This window comes from Methylobacterium litchii, from assembly GCF_038442315.1.
Lineage (GTDB): Bacteria > Pseudomonadota > Alphaproteobacteria > Rhizobiales > Beijerinckiaceae > Methylobacterium > Methylobacterium litchii.
Window position 1 is genome coordinate 227,122 of record NZ_JBBXMY010000006.1, and the last position, 22,362, is coordinate 249,483.

Consider the following 22,362-nt stretch of genomic DNA (forward strand, 5'->3'; position numbering starts at 1 on the left):
GTTCAGGCCGCCCGCGCGGCGACGACGACGATCTCGACGAGGTATTCCGGCGCGGCGAGCTTCGCCTCGACGGTGGCGCGGGTCGGCGGGTTCTCCTTCGACACCCAGGCGTCCCAGGCGGCGTTCATCTCGGCGAAGGTCGCGATGTCGGCGAGGTAGATCGTGGCCGTCAGGAGCTGCTCCTTGTCGGTGCCGGCGGCGGCCAACAGGCGGTCGATCTGCTCCAGGATGTTCTGGGTCTGCGCGGTGACGCCCCGGCCCACCGGCTCGTCGGCCACCTGCCCGGCGAGGTAGACGGTATCGCCATACACCACGCCCTGGGACATCCGTGCCCCGGGCTCGATCCGCCTGATCGCCATACGCTCTCTCCGTCCATCCTGAAGGGTTCGCCGGACGACGTCCGGCGGCGGCGTATCTGCCGCCGAGGACGGCTTGGCGTAAAGGGCGGGCGCGGTCACCAGTGTCGCAGACGGGAACCGCGAAAAAAATCCGCACCGCGATGACGAGTCGGAGCAACCGGTTGGAAAATCCAAACGTTCAGAGGGCGTCAGCGGCCCAAAGCGGGGAGACACATGGGCATTCTCTGGACCATCATCATCGGATTCCTGGCGGGGGTCATCGCCAAGTTCATCATGCCGGGGCCGAACGAGCCTGCCGGCTTCATCTTGACCACGATTCTCGGCATCGTCGGCGCCTTCGTCGCGACCTTCATCGGTCAGGCGGTCGGCTGGTACGGGCCGAATCAAGGCGCGGGCTTCATAGGAGCCATCGTGGGCGCGGTGATCGTGCTCGCCATCTACGGCTTCGTCGCAAGCCGTCGCACCACCACCTACTGAGAAGCTCCGCCGCAGCGGGCTAAAGGAAGGGGCGCCCTGGGCGCCCCTTTTTTGTCTCAGAACTCGTTCGCCATCGACTTCACGGCGCAATGCCCGGTGGCGCCGCGCATGGCGAGGCCGACGCCGACCACCAGGGCCGCGAGGCTCAGCCACTTGTTCGGGCGCGGCTGGGCGGCCGCCGCCGCGATGCCGAGGCCGAGGGCCACGGACACCGCCCGCTCCGTCGTGCTCAGGTTCGGCGTGCCGCTGAAGATGTCGTGGATCATGTCTCGGGCCATCGGGCTCCTCCGCTTCCAATCGCGGGGCGAACGCGGAGGGGGCGGGGGCGTTCCGTGCTGTGCCGCAAACGAAAACGCGGCCCCCGAGGGGACCGCGCTTCGTCGTCACGTCAGATCGTGAAGGGGAGGGCGATTACTCGCCCGCCTCGCGGCGGCGCTCGCCACGGTGGCTGCGGCCACCCTCACGACCGCCCTCGCGGCCTTCGCGGGGCTCACGCGGCTCGTCGCCACGCTCGGACCGCTCGGAGTCGCGCTGCGCCTTGATCTTGTCGGTGATGTCCTCGCCGGTCTGCTGATCGACGACCTTCATCGACAGGCGGATCTTCCCACGGTCGTCCTGACCGAGGAACTTCACCTTCACCTTGTCGCCTTCCTTGACGACGTCCGTCACCTTGGCGACCCGCTGGGCGGCGAGTTCCGAGATGTGGACGAGACCGTCCTTGGCGCCGAAGAAGTTCACGAAGGCGCCGAACTCCATGCACTTCACGATCGTGCCGTCGTAGATCGTGCCGGCCTCGGGCTCCGCGACGATGGAGCGGATCCAGTTGTAGGCCGCCTTGATCGCCTTGCCGTCGGCCGAGGCGATCTTCACGATTCCGGTGTCCTCGATGTTGATCTTGGCGCCGGTCTTCTCGACGATCTCGCGGATCACCTTGCCGCCGGTGCCGATCACGTCGCGGATCTTGTCCGTCGGGATCTGCATGGTCTCGATGCGCGGCGCGTACTCGCCGAGCTCCGGACGCGCGGCGGTGAGGGCCTTGGCCATCTCCACCAGGATGTGGGCGCGGCCGTCCTTCGCCTGATCGAGGGCGACCCGCATGATCTCCTCGGTGATGCCGGCGATCTTGATGTCCATCTGGAGCGAGGTCACGCCCTCGTCCGTGCCGGCCACCTTGAAGTCCATGTCGCCGAGGTGATCCTCGTCGCCCAGGATGTCCGACAGGACCGCGAAGCGCTCACCCTCGAGGATGAGGCCCATCGCGATGCCGGCCACCGGACGGCGCAGCGGGACACCCGCATCCATCAGCGACAGCGAGCCGCCGCAGACCGAAGCCATCGAGGACGAGCCGTTCGACTCGGTAATCTCGGACACGACGCGGATCGTGTACGGGAACTCGTGAGCCGGCGGCAGAACCGGACGGATGGCGCGCCACGCCAGCTTGCCGTGGCCGATCTCGCGACGACCCGGCGAGCCCATGCGGCCCGTCTCACCCACCGAATAGGGAGGGAAGTTGTAGTGGAGCAGGAAGCGCTCCTTGTAGGTGCCTTCCAGCGCGTCGATGAACTGCTCGTCCTCGCCGGTGCCGAGGGTCGCGACCACGAGGGCCTGCGTCTCGCCACGGGTGAAGAGCGAAGAGCCGTGGGCGCGGGGCAGCACGCCGACCTCGGAGAGGATCGGGCGGACGGTCTTCACGTCACGGCCGTCGATGCGCGAGCCGGTGTCGAGGATGTTCCAGCGGACCACCTTCGACTGGGCCTCCTTGAAGGCGGCCTTGACCTTCTCGGCCGGGAACTTCTCCGCACCGTCGGCGCAGAGGGCGGCCATGACCTTGGCCTTCACCTCATCGACGGCGGCGTAGCGCTCCTGCTTGACGGTCTTGGTGTAGGCGGCGCGCAGCTCGGCCTCGCACACGTCGAGGACGGCCTTCTCGACGTCGGCGTTCTCCGGCGGGGAGAAATCGCGCGGCTCCTTGGCGGCCTTCTCGGCGAGGCGGATGATCGCCTCGATGACCGGCTGGAAGTGCTTGTGGCCGAACATCACGGCGCCGAGCATCACGTCTTCCGAGAGCTCCTTGGCCTCGGACTCGACCATCAGCACCGCGTCCTGCGTGCCGGCGACGACGAGATCGAGGGAGGACTCTTCCTTGGTCTCGGTGACGAGCGGGTTCAGCTTGTAGCCGCCGTTGATGTAGCCGACGCGGGCCGCGCCGATCGGGCCCATGAACGGCACGCCCGAGAGGGTCAGCGCCGCCGAAGCCGCCACCATGGCGACGATGTCCGGATCGTTCTCGAGGTCGTGGGTCAGCACCGTGACCGTGACCTGCGTGTCGTTACGCCAGCCCTCGACGAAGAGGGGGCGGATCGGCCGGTCGATGAGGCGAGAGACCAGCGTCTCCTTCTCGGAGGGGCGGCCTTCGCGCTTGAAGTAGCCGCCCGGGATGCGGCCGGCGGCGTAGGCGCGCTCCTGATAGTTCACGGTGAGGGGGAGGAAGTCGATGCCGGCCTTCGGCTCCTTCGCGCCCACCACACAGGCGAGCACCGAGGTCTCGCCGTAGGTGGCGACGACGGCGCCGTCCGCCTGACGGGCCACCTTGCCCGTCTCGAGGACGAGCTTGCGGTCGCCCCACATCAGCTCTTCGCGTTGTACGTCGAACATGGTCTGTCTGTCCTTGCCTTCATGCGGCGGGCTACGCCCGGCACGGCGGGGGCAAGACGACGGGGGGCTTCACGAAGCCCCCGGCGATCCTGCCCCGATCTCGTGCGAGGGGCGGCCCGTTCGGCCTGCCCGAGCCCCATGCCCGGACCTGCCAAAGTCGAACGCGGCCCCGGAACCCGGAAGCCGCGTCGGGTGAGATTAGCGGCGGATGCCGAGCTTCTCGATGAGCGAACGGTAGCGCGACTCGTCCTTGCGCTTCAGGTAGTCGAGAAGCGAGCGGCGCTGGGAGACCAGCTTCAGGAGGCCGCGGCGGGAATGGTTGTCCTTGCCGTGGGTCTTGAAGTGCTGGGTCAGGTTGGAAATCCGCTCGGAGAGGATGGCCACCTGCACCTCGGGGGAGCCGGTATCCTTCGCGTCCGTGCGGTGCTGCTTAATGAGCGCGGTCTTGCGCTCTGCCGTGATCGACATCGCGTACCTTTCGGGTGTTTCGTACGGTGGAGCGCCCTGCGGGGCGCCTTGAGCCTGCGGACCGGCCTGAGCCGGGATGTCGTCCAGCACGGTCTGCCGCAAGCGGTTCAAGCCCCGCCCGGTCAACCGGGTCGAGGCTATGGGATCCATACACGAAACGGGCGCGGATGCCACCCCCGGCCCGGGACTTGCCCTGTCGCCACCGATGGAAGGAAGAGGCATGTCAGGATCATCGAGCGCGCCGGCTGGGTCTTCTCAGGATCTGGAACGGGCGCTCACCGCGCCGGGGCTCGTCTGCATCGGCCTCGGCGGGACCATCGGCGCGGGCATCTTCGTCCTGACCGGCACGGCGGCCGCGCATTATGCCGGGCCGGCGCTGATCCTATCGTTCCTGATCGGCGGCCTCGTCAGCGGGCTGGTCGGCCTGTGCTACGCCGAACTCGCGGCGATGATCCCGGAGGCCGGCTCCACCTACGCCTATACCCGCGTCAGCCTCGGCCTGCTGCCGGCCTGGATCGTCGGCTGGGACCTCGTGCTCGAATTCGCCTTCGCGGCGGCGACCGTCGCCTCGGGCTGGTCGGGCTACGCGCAATCGCTGCTCGCGGATTTCGGCCTGCGCCTGCCGGCCGCCCTCGCCGCCGCGCCGGGCGCGGGCGGTCTCATCGACCTGCCCGCCGTGATCGTGGTGCTCGCCCTCACCGTCCTGCTGACGCGGGGCGTGCGCGAAGCCTCCGGCATCAACGCCGCCCTGGTGGCGCTGAAGGTGGCGATCATCCTGGCCTTCGTCGGCATCGGCGCCGCCCATCTCAGGCCCGAACTCTGGCACCCCTTCGTGCCCGCGAATGCCGGCGCCTTCGGCGAGTTCGGGACGAGCGGCATCTTCCGGGGTGCGGCGGTGGTGTTCTTCGCCTTCATCGGCTTCGAGACCGTCTCGACGGCGGCCGGCGAGTGCCGCGATCCGCAATCCGACGCGCCGAAGGGGCTGATCGGCTCGCTCGTCGTGAGCACGCTGCTCTACGTCGCCGTCGCCGCCGTACTCACCGGCCTCGTGCCCTATCGCGAACTCGGCGTGCCGGACCCGATCGCGAAGGCGGTCGATTCCATCGGCCATCCCGGCTTCTCGCTGTTCGTGAAGCTCGGCGCCCTCGTCGGGCTGACCACCTCGACGCTCACCGCCCTCTACGGACAGGGCCGGATCTTCTACGCCATGGCCCGCGATCGCCTCCTGCCCGACGTCTTCGCCCGCGTCCACCCGCAGACCCGCGCCCCCGCCACCGGCCAGATGACCATCGGCCTGTGCACCGCCGCCGTGGCCGGATTGGTGCCCATCGACGTGCTGGGCGAACTCGTGAGCATCGGCACGCTGCTGGCCTTCGGCCTCGTCTGCGCCAGCGTGCCGATCCTGCGCCGCCTCCAGCCGGACCGCCACCGGCCCTTCCGCGTCCCGGCCGCCGACCTCGTCGCGGCCCTCGGGCTCCTCGCCTGCGCGGCCCTGATGGCCTCCCTGCCGGCCGAGACCTGGCTGCGCCTCGCCGCCTGGACGGGCGTGGGCCTCGCGATCTTCTACGGGTACGGGCGCAGGCGCGCACGCTCCGCTGGCAGCGCCTGAGGCAATTGTTGCGGGCGGCGCATCGATTGATCCAATTTTGACGTTGGACAGCTCCGCGACGCCGTCCCACCGATGAGGCGCAACGACGACCCGCCGCGCTCGCGAACGAGCCACGAGATGGGCCGCGTCATCGGAGGAACGTCATGTCGGAGATCGTGAGCCGCAGGCTCGTGCTGACGGGGGCCGCTGCGGCGGGGGCCGTCCTCACCACGGCGCGGAACGCCAGGGCGGCCTGGGAGCCGTCGCAGCGCCTGCCCGACCCAGCGGTGGAAATCCTCGATCCGGGCTTCGCCAAGTACCGGCTGAGCCTCGCGGCCATCGAGCGGATCGCCACCGGCCTGCGCTGGGCCGAGGGCCCGGTGTGGTTCGGCGACATGGACATGCTGCTCTTCAGCGACGTCACCAACGACCGGATCATGCGCTGGGAGGCCGGGACCGGCCGGCTGTCGGTCTTCCGGCAAGGCTCCTCCTTCGCCAACGGCAACACCCGCGACCGCGAGGGCCGTCTGCTGACGTGCCAGCACCAGACCCGCAGCGTCACGCGCACCGAGCACGACGGTAGCCTCACCACCCTGCTCGACCGCTTCGACGGCAAGCCGCTGAACTCGCCCAACGACATCGTCTGCCGGTCGGACGGATCCGTGTGGTTCACCGACCCGGCGTTCGGGCCGAACCCCTACGAGCGGATGGCGGCCCCGGAGCTGCCGGGGAACGTCTACCGGATCGATCCCGCGACGGGACGCGCCACGGTGGCGGTGGCCGGCATCAACGGCCCGAACGGACTTGCCTTCTCCCCCGACGAGTCGCGGCTCTAAGTCGTCGAGGGCCGGGCCGAGCCGAACCGGCTCATCCGCGTCTACGACGTGGTCGATGGCGGCCGGGCGACCGCGAACGGCCGTGTGTTCTTCGATTGCGGGAAGGGCACGGCCGACGGATTCCGCGTCGATGCTGACGGCAACCTCTGGTGCGGCTGGGGGATGGGCGAGGCCGAGGACGGCGTCGTGATCATCTCGCCGCAAGGCAAGATGATCGGCCGCATCCGCCTCCCGGAACGCTGCGCCAACCTCTGCTTCGGCGGCCAGGGCCGGAACCGGCTGCTGATGACCTCCACCCGTTCCGTCTACGCCCTGTATGTCGGCGTGCAGGGGGCGGTCGCCTGCTGAGGCCCGCCCTACCGCAGCGACAGTTTCGCCGCCGCCGCGAGATCGGCCGCATCGGTGAGCCGCAGGCCCCTGCGCTTGAGGCTCGCCAGCATCGCCCGGTCGGGGAACGGGCAGTAGGGCAGCACGTCCGCCATCCGCCCCTCGGGCAGGGCGCCGGTCGCGGCCACCGTGTCGAGCAGCCGGTCGAGCATGGCGCGGCCGTGCTGGTGGAGCAGGATCGCAGCGCGGGTCGCCGTCACATCGGCGGGCATCCGCACTGCCTCCTGATCGAGGATCGCGCCGGCATCGATGGCGGCGGCGAGCCGGTGCAGGGTAATGCCGAACGCATCCGGCCCCTCCGCGAGGGCGTGGATTGTCGGCACCGGCCCGCGATGGCGGGGGAGCAGGCCGGGATGCCCGTTGATCCCGCCGAGCCGCGCCAGGGCGATGGTCTCCGGCTTCAGGATCTGGTCGAAATGGTAGGTGAGGATCACGTCGGGCGCGGCCTCGCGGAGGGCGCGGTGCATCTCCGCCCCGTTCACGTCATCGACCTTCACACTGCGGATGCCCATCCGGCGGCAGAGGGTCGCGAGCGGCGTCGCCTCCGGCACCTCGGCGCTGCCGGCGGCGGCCTGGGTGAGGGGGGCGAGCGGGCGCAGCAGATCGGGCAGGCCGAAATTCACCGCGAGGTAGGGCAGGATCCCCGTGCCCGAGCGGCCGAGATGGCGGCGCAGCTGCCCGGTCAGGCCGCCGCTCGACGGCCGCTCCGCGTTCGAGAGGCCGACGAGGACGATCTCATGCCCGCGATCCGCCACGAGGCGGCGCACGGTGCGGGCATTCGGCAGGGCTTCGAGGACGAGGAGCGCGATCCGCAAGGCCGTCACCGCTGGTTGAACTTGAAGGCGGAGAGGCTGACCCGCCGCACCCATTCGGGCAGCAGCAGCACGCAGCGGGCCAGCACCGCCAGCGGCAGGGGGAAGGACACCACGTCCCGGTCCTTCGCGAGGCCCTTGGCGATGATCGCGGCAGCCTGCTCGGCGCTCATCTCCAGGGGACGCCAGCCCTTGAGCTCGCTGCCCATAGGCGTCTTCACGTAGCCCGGCGTCACCACGCTGATGCGCACGCCGAGCGGCCAGACCTTCTGGCGCAGGGCGAGGCCGTGGGCGATCAGCGCCGCCTTGGCGCCGCTATAGGTCGGCGCGTCGGCGAGCGGCGCATAGGCCGCGAGCGACGACATGAGCGCGATCTGGCCTCGGCCCCGGGCGAGCATCAGGCTCAGGGTCGGCAGCATCACGTTGAGCGAGCCGGTGTAATTGATGTCGGCGGTCTCGAAGGCCATCTCTTCGGTCTCGACCCGGCCCTCCTTGCCGCCACCGTTGATGGCTGCGTTGACCACCACGAGATCGAGGGGCGAGCGGGCATCGACCTCTGTGAGCAGCCGGCGGATCGCCGCCCGGTCGCGGGTGTCACCCCGGGCGACTTCGGCCTCCGCGCCCTTGGCGCGGCAATCCCGCGCCACGGCTTCCAGGCGCGGCGCGTTGCGGGCCACGAGGATGAGGCGGGTTCCGGCGGCGGCGTAATGGCGGGCGAGGGCGGCGCCGATGCCGCTCGAAGCCCCCGTGATCAGAATCGTCCTCACCGGGCGCCGCCCGGCCTGCCGCTGGTCATTTCCGCCATGATCCCCACTTTCCCTCTCCGGCGTGCGCCCCGTCCCGTCTCGCTTGACGCTGTCGAAACGATGTGGAAGGCCGCGCGCCGTCGCGGGCCTCGTAGAGTGCTCCCCGCCGGAGGGGAAGCCATTTCGGCCTGGCCCCCTGCGGTGCTATGCCCAAACGCTCGCCTTCCGGGCCGTTATCCACGTCGGCGGGTGCGGCTCAACGGTTCCGGTGATGGATGATTCTCGGATGGAAGGTGGCAAGCTCAAGCGCCTGTGGCCCCGGACGCTCTCGGAGATCGAGATGCCCGGCGGCCGCCCGGTGCGGCGCCTCGGCAGCGAGCCGGTCTCGCGCCGGGTCGGCCATGCCGACCGCTGGGACGAGGGCTTCCTGCGCCTGCCCGGCGCCCGCACGCAGCGCCCGCTGAGCTCCATCGTCGACGGTCTCGGCATCTATTACGACGCCACCGCGCGCAGCGAACTGGAGATCATCCTTCAGGAGGGCGGCTGGGAGAACGACGAGATCCTCGCCCGCGCCGAGGACGGCATCGCCCTGCTGCGCGAGGCGCGGCTCAGCCTCGACAACGACCCCCGCCGCGCCAACCTTGCGACCCTCCTCGACGGGCGCGACACGACGCGCCCCCTCGTGGTGATCGTGGATCAGGTCCAGAAGGACCCGACCATCGGCTTCGGGCTCGCCAGCGAGACCGGCTTCGCCACCATGCTCGCGACCGCCGCCGCCGAGCACCCGGAGGCCGACCGCGTGGTCATCATGGACCCGGCCGCGCGGCCGGGAACGATGGGCCATCTCGAACGCGCCGCCATCGAAGCCGCCGGCGCGCGGGCCGTCTACGAGCCGGTGGAGGCGTGGTCGGTGATCGAAGCGGCCGCGCGGCTCTACGTGGTCACGAGCCATATCGGCTTCGAGGCGGCGCTGGCGGGGCGGCCGGTGAGCTGTTTCGGCGTGCCATTCTATGCCGGTTGGGGCTTCACCGACGACCGGCTCGATCCGATCCGGCGCAGCCGCAACCGCACCCCGGCGGAAGTCTTCGCGGCGGTCTACCTGATCTGCTCACGCTACTTCGAGCCCTATGGCGGCGAGACCTGCCGTTTCGAGGAGGCGGCGGCGATCCTGCGCCTCGTCGTCGAGGAGCAGCGCGCCAACGCCGCCCGCACCCTCTGCATCGGCTTCGCCGCGTGGAAGCGGCGCTGGCTGTCGCGGGCGCTGGCCTCGCCGGGTCGGATCCCCGCCATCGCCGCCCCCCGCCATGAGCCGAAGCCCGCCGAGATCGCCCGCTACGAGCGCGTCGTGGCCTGGGCGAGCCGCGCGCCGGACAGCCTCGGCGCCGCCTGCCGCGCGGCCGGCGTGCCGCTGCTGCGGATGGAGGACGGGTTCATCCGCTCCATCGGCCTCGGCGTGGCGTTGCGCCCCGGCGCCTCGCACGTCATCGACGCCACCGGCATCTATTACGACGCCAGCGGGCCGAGCGACCTCGAACGCCTCCTGGAGGAGGGCGGCTTCCCCGCCGACGTACTGGACCGCGCCAAGCGCCTGCGCGCGGCAGTCGTGGAAGCCAAGCTCAGCAAGTACAATGTCGGCGCGGCGCCGATGCCGACCCTCCCGAAAGGCGCGCGGGTCGTGCTCGTCGCCGGGCAGGTGGAGAACGACGCCTCGATCAAGCTCTGCGGCGCCACCGTCGCCCGCAACGTGGACCTCCTGAAGCTCGCCCGCCAGCGCCATCCCGACGCAGTGATCGCCTTCAAGCCGCACCCGGACGTGGAAGCCGGGCTCAGGCCGGGCCGGGTGGCGCCGGACGAAATCTCGGCCCACGCGGATATCGTCCTGCGCGACGTGGCGGCAGCCGATGCCATCGAGGCCGCCGACCACATCGAGACGATCTCATCGCTGATCGGGTTCGAGGCGCTGCTACGCGGCAAGACCGTCACGACCCACGGCCTGCCGTTCTACGCGGGCTGGGGCCTCACGGAGAGCCCGGCCTGCCCGAGGCGGACGCGGCGCGTGACCCTCGACGAGTTGGTTGCAGGGGCGCTCATCGTCTACCCGCATTACGTCGATCCGCGTACGGGCCTGCCCTGTCCGCCGGAGGTGATCATCCAGCGGCTGTCGGAGGGCGATGCGGGGTTGATGCGGCGCGAGCCGACCGTCGAGGCGGCGATGAAGCAGGTTTGGTCGCTGGCCTCGCGCCACCTGCTCCGGCGGCGCTAGGCGCTGCCGAGGACCGGCTCAGACGTTCTGGAACTCGAAGCCGTGCTCCGGCACGGCTTGTTCCGCCACGGCGGCGTTGCGGCGGGCACGGGAGCGCATTTCGAGCCATGCGCCCTCGGTGAGGTCGAGGCGCGAGGCGGTCGCCTGCACGGCGGCGGCGAGGCCTTCCTTGGCATAGTACACGCCGCGGATCTGGATATGCCCGACGATGGCCCGCACGAAGGCGTGCCACAGGTCCTGGCGCGGGGGCTTCGCCTCGGTCCAGAACTGGTCGAGGGGACCTTGGAAGGTCAGGCCCTCGATGTCGTAGACCGCCGTGCCGAGGGTGATCGTCGGCACCGCGACGCGCATCGACCAGAGGCCGACCGTGCTGTTCACGGTGATGCAGCCCTTCGAGGCTTCCAGCATCACGGCGAGGTTGCCGCCATCCACGAAATCCACCCGCCCCGCGACGCCGTGCTTGGCGGCCGAGCGGCGGACAATCCGCGCCCAGTTGCGAAGCCCCGGATCGAGGGGATGGGCCTTGATGACGAGGCGGCTGTTGGCCGGCGCGTTCTTGGCGAAGGAGGCGACCACCGCGTGGATCGGCGCCTTGAAGTCGAAATAGGGCGAGTAGGCCCGCAGCTGGAAGTCGTTCTCCATCTGCAGGGGCAGCACGTAATAGGGCGCCTTCTCGGCCTTCAGCTTGCCGACGAAGCGGTCGACTTTCGGCGAGCTGAACTTCGCCCGCAGGATGTGCAGGCCCGTGCCGAGATAAACGAGCCCCGGATGGTAGAGCTGGTGCGAGCGGTAGAACGGGTACAGGAACCACAGCCAGTTGGTGAGCATGTGGTAGGCGATGTCCCAGATCACCTGGGTCTTGAAGCTGTCGCCGTAGCGCGGCTCGAGATCCGGCGCGGGCAGGCCCTCGGCCAGCTTCATCACCGCCTCCGGCTCGCGCGGGAAGCAGCTGTCGCCCGACATGCCGTCGCGCTCCAGGGTGATCCAATCCGGCCGGAGATAACCGAAATCCGTCACGGTGACGTTGAGGTTGCGCGCCTTGGCCGCCGCGATTGCCACCTTGTGGTAGAAGCGCTGCTCGCCGAGCAACATCAGGTCCGTCACGCCCTCGCGGTCGATCAGGTCGGCGATGAAGGCGGGCCAGTTTTCCCGGCGGCCCCGATAGTTCACCGCACCCGGACGGCGCCAGAACAGCCAGTCGCCGAAGCAGAGGTTGACCCGCAGGCAGCGGTGGCCGCGCGCTTCGAGCTCGTTCGCCGTGTCGGCGAAATAGGGTGTGACCGGACCCTGTAGGAACAGGAAGACCTGGCGTCCGCCCTGGCGGGAGGCCGCCTTGCCCGTGGTGCCACGCTCGATAGGGCCGGGGGCGGGGATCAATGCCATGAAAGCCACACTTTCCGATCGCGCACCGTCGGAGCCGGAACGGCGCTCCGTCGCGCCGAATCCCGCCGCGTTTTCTCATCCCGTCCTGCCGCGAAAAACGCGGCAGCATCATGGTCGCGCGGAACGCGGCAATGGGTTGGGGATGAATGTTGCGCAGATGGCACGCCATCGGGCCGCGAAAGATGCGATCCTCGAACCGGCCTCAATTCACCGTTAAGCTGATGGCAGTCCTTCAGCCCCCTTATGGGGCGGCGGGCCGCGTCGACGGGCCCGGCACAGCGGATTTCTGAATGATGCGTTTGGGGAACCTTGCCGTTTCGTCGGCCTGCATCGCCACGTTGGCGGTGTCGGGCTGCACGCTGCTGCCCGCAGCGGGGCCGACGGCCACGGCGATCCAGGCCGGCGCCGAGGTGCCGGAGTCCGGGGGCGGCCTGCTCGCCCGCTACGAGATCATCGACATCAACCCCGCCACCATCGAGGCGCTACGCGGACGGCCCCTCGACAGCCTGCTCGCCTCCTTCGGCGATCACCGCCCCTCCGCCGAACCCCTCATCGGCATCGGCGACATGGTCGCCGTCTCCGTCTGGGAGGCCGGGTCCGGCGGCCTGTTCTCCGGCCCCCTCGTCGCCGACCGCTTCTCCGCCGGCTCCAAGTCCGCCCTCATCCCCGAGCAGCCGGTCGGGCGCGACGGCTCCATCTCCGTCCCCTACGCCGGCCGCATCGCCGTCGCCGGCCGCCGCCCGCAGGACGTGCAGGCGCTCATCGAGAACGAGCTCGCCGGCAAGGCCATCCAGCCGCAGGTGCTCGTCTCCGTCACCAAGCCGATCTCGCAGACCGTCACCGTGACCGGCGAGGCCGTGGCCGGCGCCCGCCTGCCGCTCACCGGCCACGGCGACCGCCTGCTCGACGTCATCGCCACGGCGGGCGGCGTGCGCTCGCCGGTCTCGGAGACCTTCGTGCGGCTGTCGCGCGGTCCCGTGACGGCGACGGTGCCGCTGACCACGGTGGTGTCGAACCCGAAGGAGAACATCTACCTGCGGCCCAACGACGTGCTGACGCTGGTACGCGATCCGCAGACCTTCCTGGCGGTGGGGGCGCTGGGCAACTCGACCGAACTGCCGTTCTCGGCGGACGGGATCACCCTGGCGCAGGCGCTGGCCAAGGCGCGGGGCCTGTCGGACTTCCAGGCCGATCCGGCCGGCACGTTCATCTTCCGCTTCGAGCCGGCGGCGATCGTGCGGCGTCTCTCCCCGGGCTCGAAGCTGACGGGCACGCCGCTGGTGCCGGTGGTGTACCGGATCGACATGCGCGACCCGAACAGCCTGTTCACGGCGCAGGCGTTCCGGATGCGCAACCGCGATCTCGTCTACGTCTCGAACGCGCCGTTCACCGAGGTCCAGAAGGTTCTGGGCGTTCTGTCCACCGTCACGGGGCCCGTCGCCTCGGCGGCCGCCGTGTACAGCTACTCGCGATAGGCGAACCCGAACGACAAAGGCCGCGGACCTCACGGTCCGCGGCCTTTGTCATGTCCGGTCGGTGCCTGTCAGCGCTTGGCGAGAAGCTGCTCGATCAGCGAGCCACCCTTGTCGATGGCAGCCATCTCCTCGGCGACGGCATTGACCGTGTCCGTGATCTGCTCCGGCGTGTGCTCGGAGGTCAGGAAGAAGCGCAGGCGCGAGCCGCGCTCCGGCACCGCCGGGTGGATGATCGGCTGCACGTTGATGCCGCGCTTGAACAGCCGGTCGGACAGCGTCACCGCCTTGAGGGAATCGCCCACGATCACCGGGATCACCGCGAGGCCGAGGCTGGTCCCCGTATCGAGGCCGAGCTTGCGCGCGGTGGCGAGGAACAGGTTGCCGTTGCGGCGAAGGCGCTCCACGCGCTCCGGCTCGGCGTGCATCACCTCGAGCGCGGCCTCGGCGGCCGCCGCGATCGGCGGCGACATGCCCACGCTGTATACGAAGCCGCCGGCCGAGTGCTTCAGGTATTCGATGAGTGCGATGGGTCCGCAGATGTAGCCGCCGCAGCCCGAGAGGGTCTTTGACAGGGTGCCCATCCAGATGTCGACCTCCTTCGGATCGACACCGCAATGCTCGAACAGGCCCGCGCCCGTGCGGCCGGTGACGCCGAGGCCATGAGCCTCGTCCACCATCAGCCACGCATCGTAGCGCTTCTTCAGGGCGACGAAGCCGGCGAGATCCGGGGCATCGCCGTCCATGCTGTAGAGGCCCTCGATCACGATCAGCGCCCGGCGGTGCTCGTGGCGCGTCGCTTGGAGCAGGTTCTCCAAGGCGTCGAGGTCGTTGTGGGCGAAGGAGCGGCGCTGCGCCCCCGAGAGTTGCACGCCCGTGACGATGCTGTTGTGCGAGAGGGCATCGTGGAACACCACGTCGCCGGCTTCCAGCAGGGCGCCGATGGTCGTGACGTTGGTGGCGTGCCCACTCACCATCACCACGCAGCCCTCGGTGCGATAATGAGCAACGAGTGCCTGTTCAAGACTGATATGGCCCGGACGCTCACCCGCCACCACGCGGCTCGCGGAGGCCGAGGTGCCATAGGCTTCGATGGCCTCGCGGGCAGCGCCACTGACCTTCGGGTGTCCGTTCAGCCCGAGATAATCGTAGGACGAGAAGTTCGTGAAGGTCTTCTGGTCGATCCGCGTCGTGGCGCCGGCCTTGGCGTCATGGACGCGGAAGAACGGGTTGCCGAGGCCGATCAGTTCAGCCGCCGAGCGCTGGAGCTTGAGCTCCCGGTAGCCCGGCAGATTCTCGAAGTTCTGGGCCGCGCTCACGCGCGATGCCTCAGGCGCCTTGGCCTGGGCGGGCCGGGGGGTCGCACGCCCGAGGCGGTTCGTCACGAAGCCGGCCAGGGCCGCACGCCCACCGTCGGGCCGCGCAGATTGCGTCATCGCTGGGTCTCTTTGCTCTCGTTCTCGCGCGCCTCGATCAGGTCGCGCAGAGGGGCCATGACGCTCGCACTCACCTCACCGCCGATATGCTTGGCCATGAGGCTCATCGCGACGCCCGCCGTGTCGTCCATGGGCGCGGAAACCGCCTGAATTAAGGAATCCGACAGCTCGTTGACGGTCATGCCCGCCGAAAGCCCCGCAGGCGGTGACTCGAGGCCGAACCGCTCCTGAAGGCTCGCACCGAGTTCCACGCCCATAAGCGAGTCGAGGCCGATCTCCGAGAGCTGACGCACGCGGCTGATGTCGTCCTTCGGCAGGCGCAGGATGCGGGCGATGTCGTCCACGATCGCGTCCGACACGGTCTTGCGCACCGTGTCGATGTCGGAGCCCTTGAGCAGCGAGGCAATATTGATCGTCTGGACCGCGCCGGCCTCCGCCTGCTGGTCGGACCCGAGTTCGGCGTAGCTCGGCGAGCGCATGGTGGCGAGCCGCTCGCGCGCCTTGCCCCAATGCATCGCCGCGATGGCGATCACCGCCTCGTCCGGGGCGGTGCCCTGGTTCGACAGGGCGTCGGCCATCAGGTCGAGGCAGCGGCGGGCTTCCATCGGCGTCACGCCGACGCGACCGGCCAGGGTCTCCATCACGGCCTTGTTGCGGGCGAGCATGCCCACATCGCCGATGGCCCCCCAGGCGACGGCCAGAGCCGGAAGGCCCCGGCGGCGGCGCTGGCGGGCGAGGCCTTCCATGAAGCCGTTGGCGGCGACATAGGAGCCCTGGCCCGGATTGCCGATGAAGGTCGTGGCCGAGGAGAACAGCACGAAGTAGTCGAGCGGCCGGTCGCGGGTGGCCGCGTCGAGGTGCTGGGCGCCGATCACCTTCGGGCCGATCACCGCGTCGAGCGCCGAGACGTCGATGTTGGCGATCAGGCCGTCCTGCAGGACCGCCGCCGCGTGGATCACGCCCGCGAGCTTGGCGCCGCCGCGCTCGATCTCGGCGAGCATCCGGTCCACCGCCGACCGGCTGGTGATATCGACCGCCTTGGCCTCGACCTTGACGCCGCGCCCGGTCAGCTCGGCGAGCAGGGCCTTGGCCTCGTCGGTCGTCGCGCCCTTGCGGCCGGAGAGGACGATGTGTCGGGCGCCGCGATCCGCGAGCCAGCGCGCCGCCTCCAGGCCGAAGCCGCCGAGACCGCCGGTGACGAGGTGCACGCCCTCGCCCGAGACGGCGAACGGCTTGGCCACATCCTTGAGGACCGTGCCGGCCTTGGGCGGGCTGATCACGATCTTTCCGATATGCCCCGATTGCTGCATCAGCCGGAACGCGTCCGAGGTCTCGGCCGCGGTGAAGGGCTGGTAGGGCAGGGGCTTCAGGCCGCCGTCGTTGAACAGGGCCATCACCTCGCGGAACATCCGCGCGCCGTCGTCGCCCTGGTGCTGGATCACCTGATCGAGATCGACGCCAAAGTAGCTGAGGTTCCGCCGGAACGGCCGCAGGCCGATATGGGTGTTGGCGACGTAATCGCGCTTGCCCAGCTCCACGAAGCGCCCGAAGGGCCGGAGCGCGTTGAGGGAGCGCTCCATCGCCTCGCCGAACAGGCTGTTCAGCACGATGTCGACGCCCTCGCCCGTGATCGCCCGCACGTCGTCCACGAAGGCGAGCGAGCGGGAATCGAGGACGTGCTCGGCACCGAGCGCCTTCACCAGGGCGCGCTTCTCGCGGGAGCCCGCCGTCGCGATGACGCGGGCGCCCTTGAGCTTGGCGATCTGAAGCGCGGCGAGGCCGACGCCGCCCGCGCCGCCATGGACCAGCACCCACTCCCCGCGCCGCATCCGGGCACAGGAGACGAGGGCGTAGTAGGCGGTGAGGAAGGCCACCGGCACCGTCGCCGCCGCCATCGGATCGACGCCCTGCGGCATCGGCGCGACGACGAGATCGGGCACCACGATATGCGTGGAGAAGCCGGACTGGGCGAAGGCGACGACCGCGTCGCCCACCTTGAAGCCCTTCACCCCCGGCCCGACCGCCGTGACGCGGCCGGCGCATTCGAGACCCAGGCGCGGGCCGGCGAAGCCGTCCTCCAGGATCTCCTCCGGGAGCATCGAGAGCGCCCAGAGCACGTCGCGGAAGTTCAGGCCCGTCGCCTCGACCGCGATCTCCAGTTCGCCGCGACCGGGCGCGACGCGCTCGGCCGGACCCCAGACCATCTCGTTGAGGCCGCCCGTGTTGCTGCGCTCCAGCCGCGCGGCTGGGGCGGGCACGGTGTCGGCCGGGTCGCGGTGGCGCGGCCGTCCGGCATGGAAGCGCACGACCTGCGTGCTCTCGTCGTCCAGCACGATCTCCGTCTCCGGCGTGCCGGAGAGGATGAGGTCGCGCAGGCGCTCGGAGGCGCGCTTCGAGGACATCTCGGGCGAGAGATCGATGCGGCGGATGTCGAGGTTCGGCACCTCGTTCGCCAGGGTGCGGGTGAACGCCCACACGCCGGATTCGACGTTCGTGGCCTGGCCGCCGCGATCACGGGTGGCGCCGGGCGACACGACCCAGAGGCAGGTCTGGCGGGCGCCGAGATGCTCGACGCAGCGCTTCAGGCTGAGGCAGCGGTCGCGCAGGCGCTCGGCCGCCTCGCCGCCGCGCATGAAGGCGCCGGCCAGGAAGACCACCGTGTCCGGCGTCTCCTTCTCCAGCTCCATCAGCGAGGTCTCGGAATCGAGGATGATCGAGACATGGACGCCGCCCGCGACGAGCAGCGTCGCGAGGGAGGAGGCGGTCTCGGCGGCGAAATCGTCGTCCGAGCCGATGATGAAGGCGAAGCTCTGCGCGGCGGCCGGGACCGGCCGGGCCGGCGCCTCGGCCACGAGGAGCAGGTCGTCGCCGTTGCCGGAGATCGCACGATCGACGGAGACCGAAACGAGGCCCGCCGCGCTCAGGGTGCGCTGCCAGCCGCCGACATCGTCGAGCCGGCCCACGGGCAGGCCACCCATCCCGTCCTCGAACCAATCGGGGGTGAGCCCGAAGACGAGATCGCGGAACAGGGAGATGCCGGGCTCCACGGCGACCATCAGGCCGCCCGTCGCCAGGGCCGTCGAGAGGTTGCCGATGAGGCCGCGCTCGCCCCGGTGGAGGCTGCCGGCGCCGATGATCAAATCGAACCCGCCGGCCGTGAGCTCGTCGGTCGACTCGATCAGGGTCGCGGCGCGGCCGAAGGAGAGACGCGCCCGCTCGGCGAGCCGCCGATCGGTCTCGAAGATGGTGAAGCGCGCCTCGGCCGAGGTGGCGAAGGCGGCGGCCTGGGCCGAGAGCGGGCCGTAGCCCACCTGCAGCACCCGCAGCGCCCGCTCCTTCGGAAGCTGCCCGAGGGCGCCGTCGAACAGGCTCGCCAGGGCGTTGGCCGAATGGCGGGACGTGGCCGAACGCAGGATGAAGGCATCCACCGCGCTCTGCGGCAGGTTCGGCAGGTCGGTGACGTCACCCGCGAGAATGCGGTCCACCGTGGCGCCGACATCCGCGATCAGGACCAGTTCGGCCGAGAGGTCGGGATGGTCCGCCGCGATCCAGCGCATGATCTCGTCGGGCGCGGGCAGGGCCGAGCCGTCATTGAGGCGCCACGCGTCGGTCTCGTGCTCGGCGAGGCCGCTGCTTTCGAGGGCATAAAGGGCGTTGACGAGCCAGGGCCGCAGCGCCGCCGGCAGGCGGGGATCGCTCAGGGCCACCTGACCGGATTGCTCCGCCAGACCCTTGGCGAGGCGGAAGGCGAGCGAGGTCGCCCAGCCTTCGAGGAGCAAGTGCCCCGGCGACAGGCTGGCGTCGGCCGAGCCCTTCACCGGCTGCGTCAGCGGGCGCAGGCGCGCCGCGACGCTCGGGCGACGCTCCATCGGAATCGCCGTCGGCTCGGTGGCGAGTTCCGCCCGCTGGGTGATCGCGTAGGCCGCGAGCTCGTCGCCACCCTTCGTGCGCAGGGCCTGGAACCGGCCCTCGCGGATCGTGGCGATGACCTCGCCCTTGGCGTCGAGCAGGGTGAAGTCGGCGAGGATCGAACGCTCGTTGGCGCGGCGGGTGCGAATCACCGACCGCGCGATGACGGCGCCCGGCCGCACGAGGCGGATCTCGCCGAAGCGCACGGGGATGTAGGCCTTGCCCGCGCCGTCTCCGAGGAGGTCGGCGAAGAGCAGGATCAGGCCGTGGAAGCAGGCATCGAGCCGCGAGGGCACGAGGGCGAAGCGCGAATCGGCCTCGGCGGGCTTCAGGTCGGCGACGATGGTCGCCTCATCGAGGCGCGCCGCCATGGCGACCTGCCGGAAGCTCGGGCCGAAGCCGAGACCCGCCGCCTCGGCGCGGCCGTACAGGGCCTCGCCGGAGAGGACGTGATCGCCCGCCGTGTCGAAGTCGAACCCGTCGAGGTCCGGCTTGCGCGGGGGCGAGAACTCGCCCTCGACGATCTTCGCCTGGGCGTGAAGCTGCCAGGGCGTCTGGGTCAGGCGCGGGCGGCTCAGCACCTGGATGCCGTTGCCGGAGCCGGCGAGGCGCACCGTCACCTCGCGCAGGGCGTCCTCCGCGAAGATCATCGGCGCGACGATCTCGAACTCGGAGAGCACCACGGAATCGTCGCGCAGCGCGATCTGGGCGGCGGCGAGGGCCATCTCCACGAAGCCCGCGCCGGGCATGATGACCTGCCCCTCGACGCGGTGATCCTCCAACTCGGGCAGCGTCTCGGGATCGACGTAGCCGTGCCATTCCAGGCCATCCGCCTCGGCCCGCGAGCCGATCAGCGGGTGGTAGGGGCGGGGGCTCAGGGCGCCGACGCTCTCGGTCGTGTCGTTCAGGCGGAAGGGGCGGCGCTGCCACGGGTAGGTCGGCAGGCGCACGTCGCCGCGCGGCGCGGAGCCGAACAGCTTGTCGTCATCGACGGCCGCGCCGAGCACGAGGGCTGCGTTCACCGCCTTGGCGATGGGGTCGCTGCCGGACGCCTTGCGGTGCATGACGCCGACGGTGGCGATCTCGATGCCGAGCGGCTCCACCGCATCGCCCACATGCGACATGAGGGTCGCGCGGGGGCCGACTTCCACGAACACGCGGGCGCCCTGGCGGGTCGCCTCCTGCACGGCGTCGCTGAAGCGCACTGGCTCGCGGATGTTGCGCCACCAGTAGGTCGGGCCGACGGTCGAGCCGTCGAGCTTCGCGCCGGTCACGGTGGACATCATCGCCGTGCCGCCCGCCTGCGGGCGCAGGCCGGCGAGGTCGCGCAGCAGCGGCTTCTCGGTCGGGTCCATCAGCCTTCCGTGGAAGGCGTAGGCGAGGTCGAGCTTCCGGCCCCGGCGGCGCTTGCGCGACAGCGCCTTGAGCGCGGCGTCGATGTCGGCCACCGGCCCGGCCACCGTCACGGCCTTCGGGCTGTTGGTCGCCGCGAGGTCGAGGCTCGGGAAATCCTTGAGGAAGGCCGGAACCTCTTCCACCGGCATCAGCAGCACCGCCATGGTGCCCTGGCCGTGCGTCGTCTCCTGATGGTGGCTGCGGTAGTAAATGACCTTGACCGCATCCTCGAGCGTGAGGATCCCGGCCGCCTCCGCCGCCGCGATCTCGCCCACGCTGTGGCCGAGCACGTAGGCCGGCACGAGACCCTTGGCGCGCAGAGAGGTAGTCGAAGCGCTCTCGATGGCGAAGATCAGCGGCTGCGAGACGCTGGTCAGGACGAGCCGCTCATCGAGGTCGTCGGCGTAGAGGGCGTCCTTGAGCGACCAGTCGGCGTAGGTCTGGAACAGCGTGTCGATCTTGTCGAAGGCGTCGCGGAAGACCGTGTTCAGCTCGTAGGCCTCGCGGCCCATGCCGGCCCATTGGCTGCCGTTGCCGGAATAGACGAAGGCCACCTCGGCGGCGCGGTCTACGGCGGTGCCCGTATGCGCCACCTCGGAATCCTCGCCCTCGCCGACGGCGCGCAGGGCCGAGGCCACGTCTGCCGGGCCATCCAGCGAGACGGCGAGGCGCGCGGGCATCCGCTCGCGGCGATGCGCGATGGCGGCGGCGACTTCGGCCACGGCCTCCGGCTCGGCCTCGAAGCGCTCGGCGTAATCGAGGGCCAGTTCGTTGAGGGCGGCGCGGCTCTGCGCCGAGATCATCAGCACCTGCGGCGCGCGCGCCGCCTCGCCCGCCACGGCCGGGACCGGGTCGGCATCGGTGATGACGACGTGGGCGTTGGTACCGCCGAAGCCGAAGGAGTTCACGCCCGCGAAGCGCTGGCGGCTGCCACGGGTGATCGGCAGCGCCTGCCGCACGACGTGCAGGTTCAGATCGCCGAAGGGGATCTCGGGGTTCAGTTCGGCGGCGTGCAGCGAGGGCGGCACGAGATTGTGTTCGAGGGCGAGAGTCGCCTTCATCAGGCCCGCGAGACCCGAGACCGGCTCGGTATGGCCGATATTGGTCTTGATCGAGCCGATGGGCAGCGGGACGCCGCGCCCCTTGCCGAGCTTGGTGCCGATGGCCGACGCCTCGATGGGGTCGCCGACCGGCGTGCCGGTGCCGTGCGCCTCCATGAAGGCGAGGTCATCGACGGCGATTTCGGCCTCGCGATAGACCTGCTCCAGCAGCGCCGCCTGGGCGTAGCCGGAGGGCAGGGAGATGCCGGTGGTGCGGCCGTCGGAGTTCACGCCGGAGGCGGCCACGACCGCGCGCACGGTGGAGCCGGCGCGGCGCGCTGCCTCGGCCGAGCGCAAAACCAGCACCACGCCGCCCTCGGAGCGCACGTAGCCGTCGGCGTTCTTGGAGAAAGCTTGGCACAAGCCGGTGCGCGAGAGCATCTGCGCGGCGGAGAAGCAGATGAAGTTGAACGGGCTCGCCAGCACGTTCACGCCCGCCACGATGGCGGTGTCGATCCGGCCGGAGCGAATCGCCTGGACGGCGTTGTCGAAGGCGACGAGAGAGGACGAGCAGGCCGTGTCGACGGTGAAGCTCGGACCCTTCAGGTCGTAGATGTAGGAGATACGGTTCGAGAGGATCGAAAGCGTGTTGCCGGTGGCGGTGTAGGCGTCGCCCGAGGGCGCATCCATGATGCGCAGGTTGCCGTGATCCAGCGACGAGGCGCCGACGAACACGCCGATCTGGCTGCCCGCGACGGCCGAGGGCCGCAGACCGGCATCTTCCAGCGCTTCCCAGGTCAGTTCCAGCAGCATCCGCTGCTGCGGATCCATCTGCTCGGCCTCACGGGGGGAGATGCCGAACACGGTGGGATCGAACGACCAGACGTCCTCGAGCGCGCCCGCCGCGAAGGTGTAGCTCTTGCCGCGCTCATGGGCGCGCGGATGCAGAAACCGTTCGAGGGAGAAGCGGTCCGGGGGCAGGGTGGTGACCGCGCAGCGGCCCTCCGAAAGCAGCTGCCACAGGCCCTCGACGCTCGGCGCCCCGGGGAGTCGGCAGGCGCGTCCGACGATCGCGATATCTGTGCGTTGTGTCACGTTCGGTTCGCGGGCGCTCGTGAAGGTAAGGTGGCTCGGCT

Annotated in this window: 14 protein-coding genes and 1 pseudogene; 6 read left to right on the top strand and 9 right to left on the bottom strand. The window is 70.2% G+C overall.

The features are described 5' to 3' along the window. Positions 1-2: 2 nt before the first annotated feature. The gene (locus tag AAHF99_RS13810) at positions 3-359 is read right to left on the bottom strand and encodes a RidA family protein (protein WP_342164942.1); all 357 of its coding nucleotides are present in this window, start codon (positions 357-359) and stop codon (positions 3-5) included. 213 nt (positions 360-572) lie between these two features. Here AAHF99_RS13810 and AAHF99_RS13815 point away from each other — a divergent pair, with 213 nt between their 5' ends. Next, positions 573-836, top strand: a complete 264-nt coding sequence (locus tag AAHF99_RS13815) for a GlsB/YeaQ/YmgE family stress response membrane protein (RefSeq protein WP_243957095.1) — start codon at positions 573-575, stop codon at positions 834-836. Positions 837-892: 56 nt separating this feature from the next. Here AAHF99_RS13815 and AAHF99_RS13820 read toward each other — a convergent pair whose 3' ends face one another. From AAHF99_RS13820 to rpsO, 3 genes are all read right to left on the bottom strand, one after another. Next, positions 893-1,114 (bottom strand): YgaP-like transmembrane domain, encoded by a 222-nt coding sequence (locus AAHF99_RS13820; protein ID WP_243957096.1) that lies wholly within the window; start codon positions 1,112-1,114, stop codon positions 893-895. Positions 1,115-1,247: 133 nt separating this feature from the next. After that, positions 1,248-3,491 (bottom strand): polyribonucleotide nucleotidyltransferase, encoded by a 2,244-nt coding sequence (pnp, locus tag AAHF99_RS13825; protein WP_342164945.1) that lies wholly within the window; start codon positions 3,489-3,491, stop codon positions 1,248-1,250. A 198-nt stretch (positions 3,492-3,689) separates the two neighbouring features. Further along, on the bottom strand, positions 3,690-3,959 hold the full coding sequence (rpsO, locus tag AAHF99_RS13830) for a 30S ribosomal protein S15 (protein WP_243957100.1): 270 nt from the start codon (positions 3,957-3,959) through the stop codon (positions 3,690-3,692). A 220-nt stretch (positions 3,960-4,179) separates the two neighbouring features. Between rpsO and AAHF99_RS13835 the strand changes: the two genes are divergently transcribed. Together AAHF99_RS13835 and AAHF99_RS13840 are read left to right on the top strand one after the other, a co-directional pair. Then, positions 4,180-5,568 (top strand): APC family permease, encoded by a 1,389-nt coding sequence (locus AAHF99_RS13835; protein WP_342164946.1) that lies wholly within the window; start codon positions 4,180-4,182, stop codon positions 5,566-5,568. Between the two features lie 143 nt (positions 5,569-5,711). Continuing rightward, a pseudogene (locus AAHF99_RS13840) lies at positions 5,712-6,731 on the top strand (SMP-30/gluconolactonase/LRE family protein). An 8-nt stretch (positions 6,732-6,739) separates the two neighbouring features. Here the strand turns inward: AAHF99_RS13840 and AAHF99_RS13845 are convergent. Together AAHF99_RS13845 and AAHF99_RS13850 are read right to left on the bottom strand one after the other, a co-directional pair. Continuing rightward, positions 6,740-7,594 carry a formyltransferase family protein gene (locus tag AAHF99_RS13845; protein WP_342164947.1) on the bottom strand — a complete coding sequence of 285 codons (855 nt, stop codon included), beginning with the start codon at positions 7,592-7,594 and terminating at the stop codon, positions 6,740-6,742. Further along, positions 7,591-8,349, bottom strand: a complete 759-nt coding sequence (locus AAHF99_RS13850) for an SDR family NAD(P)-dependent oxidoreductase (RefSeq protein ID WP_243957108.1) — start codon at positions 8,347-8,349, stop codon at positions 7,591-7,593. The genes AAHF99_RS13845 and AAHF99_RS13850 overlap by 4 nt, the downstream gene beginning before the upstream one ends. Positions 8,350-8,614: 265 nt before the next feature. Here AAHF99_RS13850 and AAHF99_RS13855 point away from each other — a divergent pair, with 265 nt between their 5' ends. Further along, positions 8,615-10,591, top strand: a complete 1,977-nt coding sequence (locus tag AAHF99_RS13855) for a capsular polysaccharide biosynthesis protein (RefSeq protein ID WP_342164948.1) — start codon at positions 8,615-8,617, stop codon at positions 10,589-10,591. A gap of 18 nt (positions 10,592-10,609) precedes the next feature. Here the strand turns inward: AAHF99_RS13855 and AAHF99_RS13860 are convergent, their stop codons facing one another. Continuing rightward, a complete protein-coding gene (locus AAHF99_RS13860; protein ID WP_342164950.1) occupies positions 10,610-11,974 on the bottom strand; it encodes a capsule biosynthesis protein in 1,365 nt (454 codons plus the stop codon). Between AAHF99_RS13860 and AAHF99_RS13865 the strand changes: the two genes are divergently transcribed. Then, positions 11,973-12,191, top strand: coding sequence for a hypothetical protein (locus AAHF99_RS13865; protein ID WP_342164951.1), 219 nt, complete (start codon positions 11,973-11,975; stop codon positions 12,189-12,191). The two genes, AAHF99_RS13860 and AAHF99_RS13865, sit on opposite strands and share 2 nt — an antisense overlap. A gap of 73 nt (positions 12,192-12,264) precedes the next feature. Further along, positions 12,265-13,449, top strand: coding sequence for a polysaccharide biosynthesis/export family protein (locus AAHF99_RS13870; protein ID WP_342164953.1), 1,185 nt, complete (start codon positions 12,265-12,267; stop codon positions 13,447-13,449). 68 nt (positions 13,450-13,517) lie between these two features. On the opposite strand, the gene AAHF99_RS13875 is transcribed toward AAHF99_RS13870, so the two are convergent. Together AAHF99_RS13875 and AAHF99_RS13880 are read right to left on the bottom strand one after the other, a co-directional pair. Further along, positions 13,518-14,882, bottom strand: a complete 1,365-nt coding sequence (locus AAHF99_RS13875) for an aminotransferase class I/II-fold pyridoxal phosphate-dependent enzyme (protein ID WP_342164954.1) — start codon at positions 14,880-14,882, stop codon at positions 13,518-13,520. Beyond that, a complete protein-coding gene (locus AAHF99_RS13880; RefSeq protein ID WP_342164955.1) occupies positions 14,879-22,321 on the bottom strand; it encodes an SDR family NAD(P)-dependent oxidoreductase in 7,443 nt (2,480 codons plus the stop codon). Before AAHF99_RS13880 ends, AAHF99_RS13875 begins: the two co-directional genes overlap by 4 nt. Between the last annotated feature and the right edge of the window lie 41 nt (positions 22,322-22,362).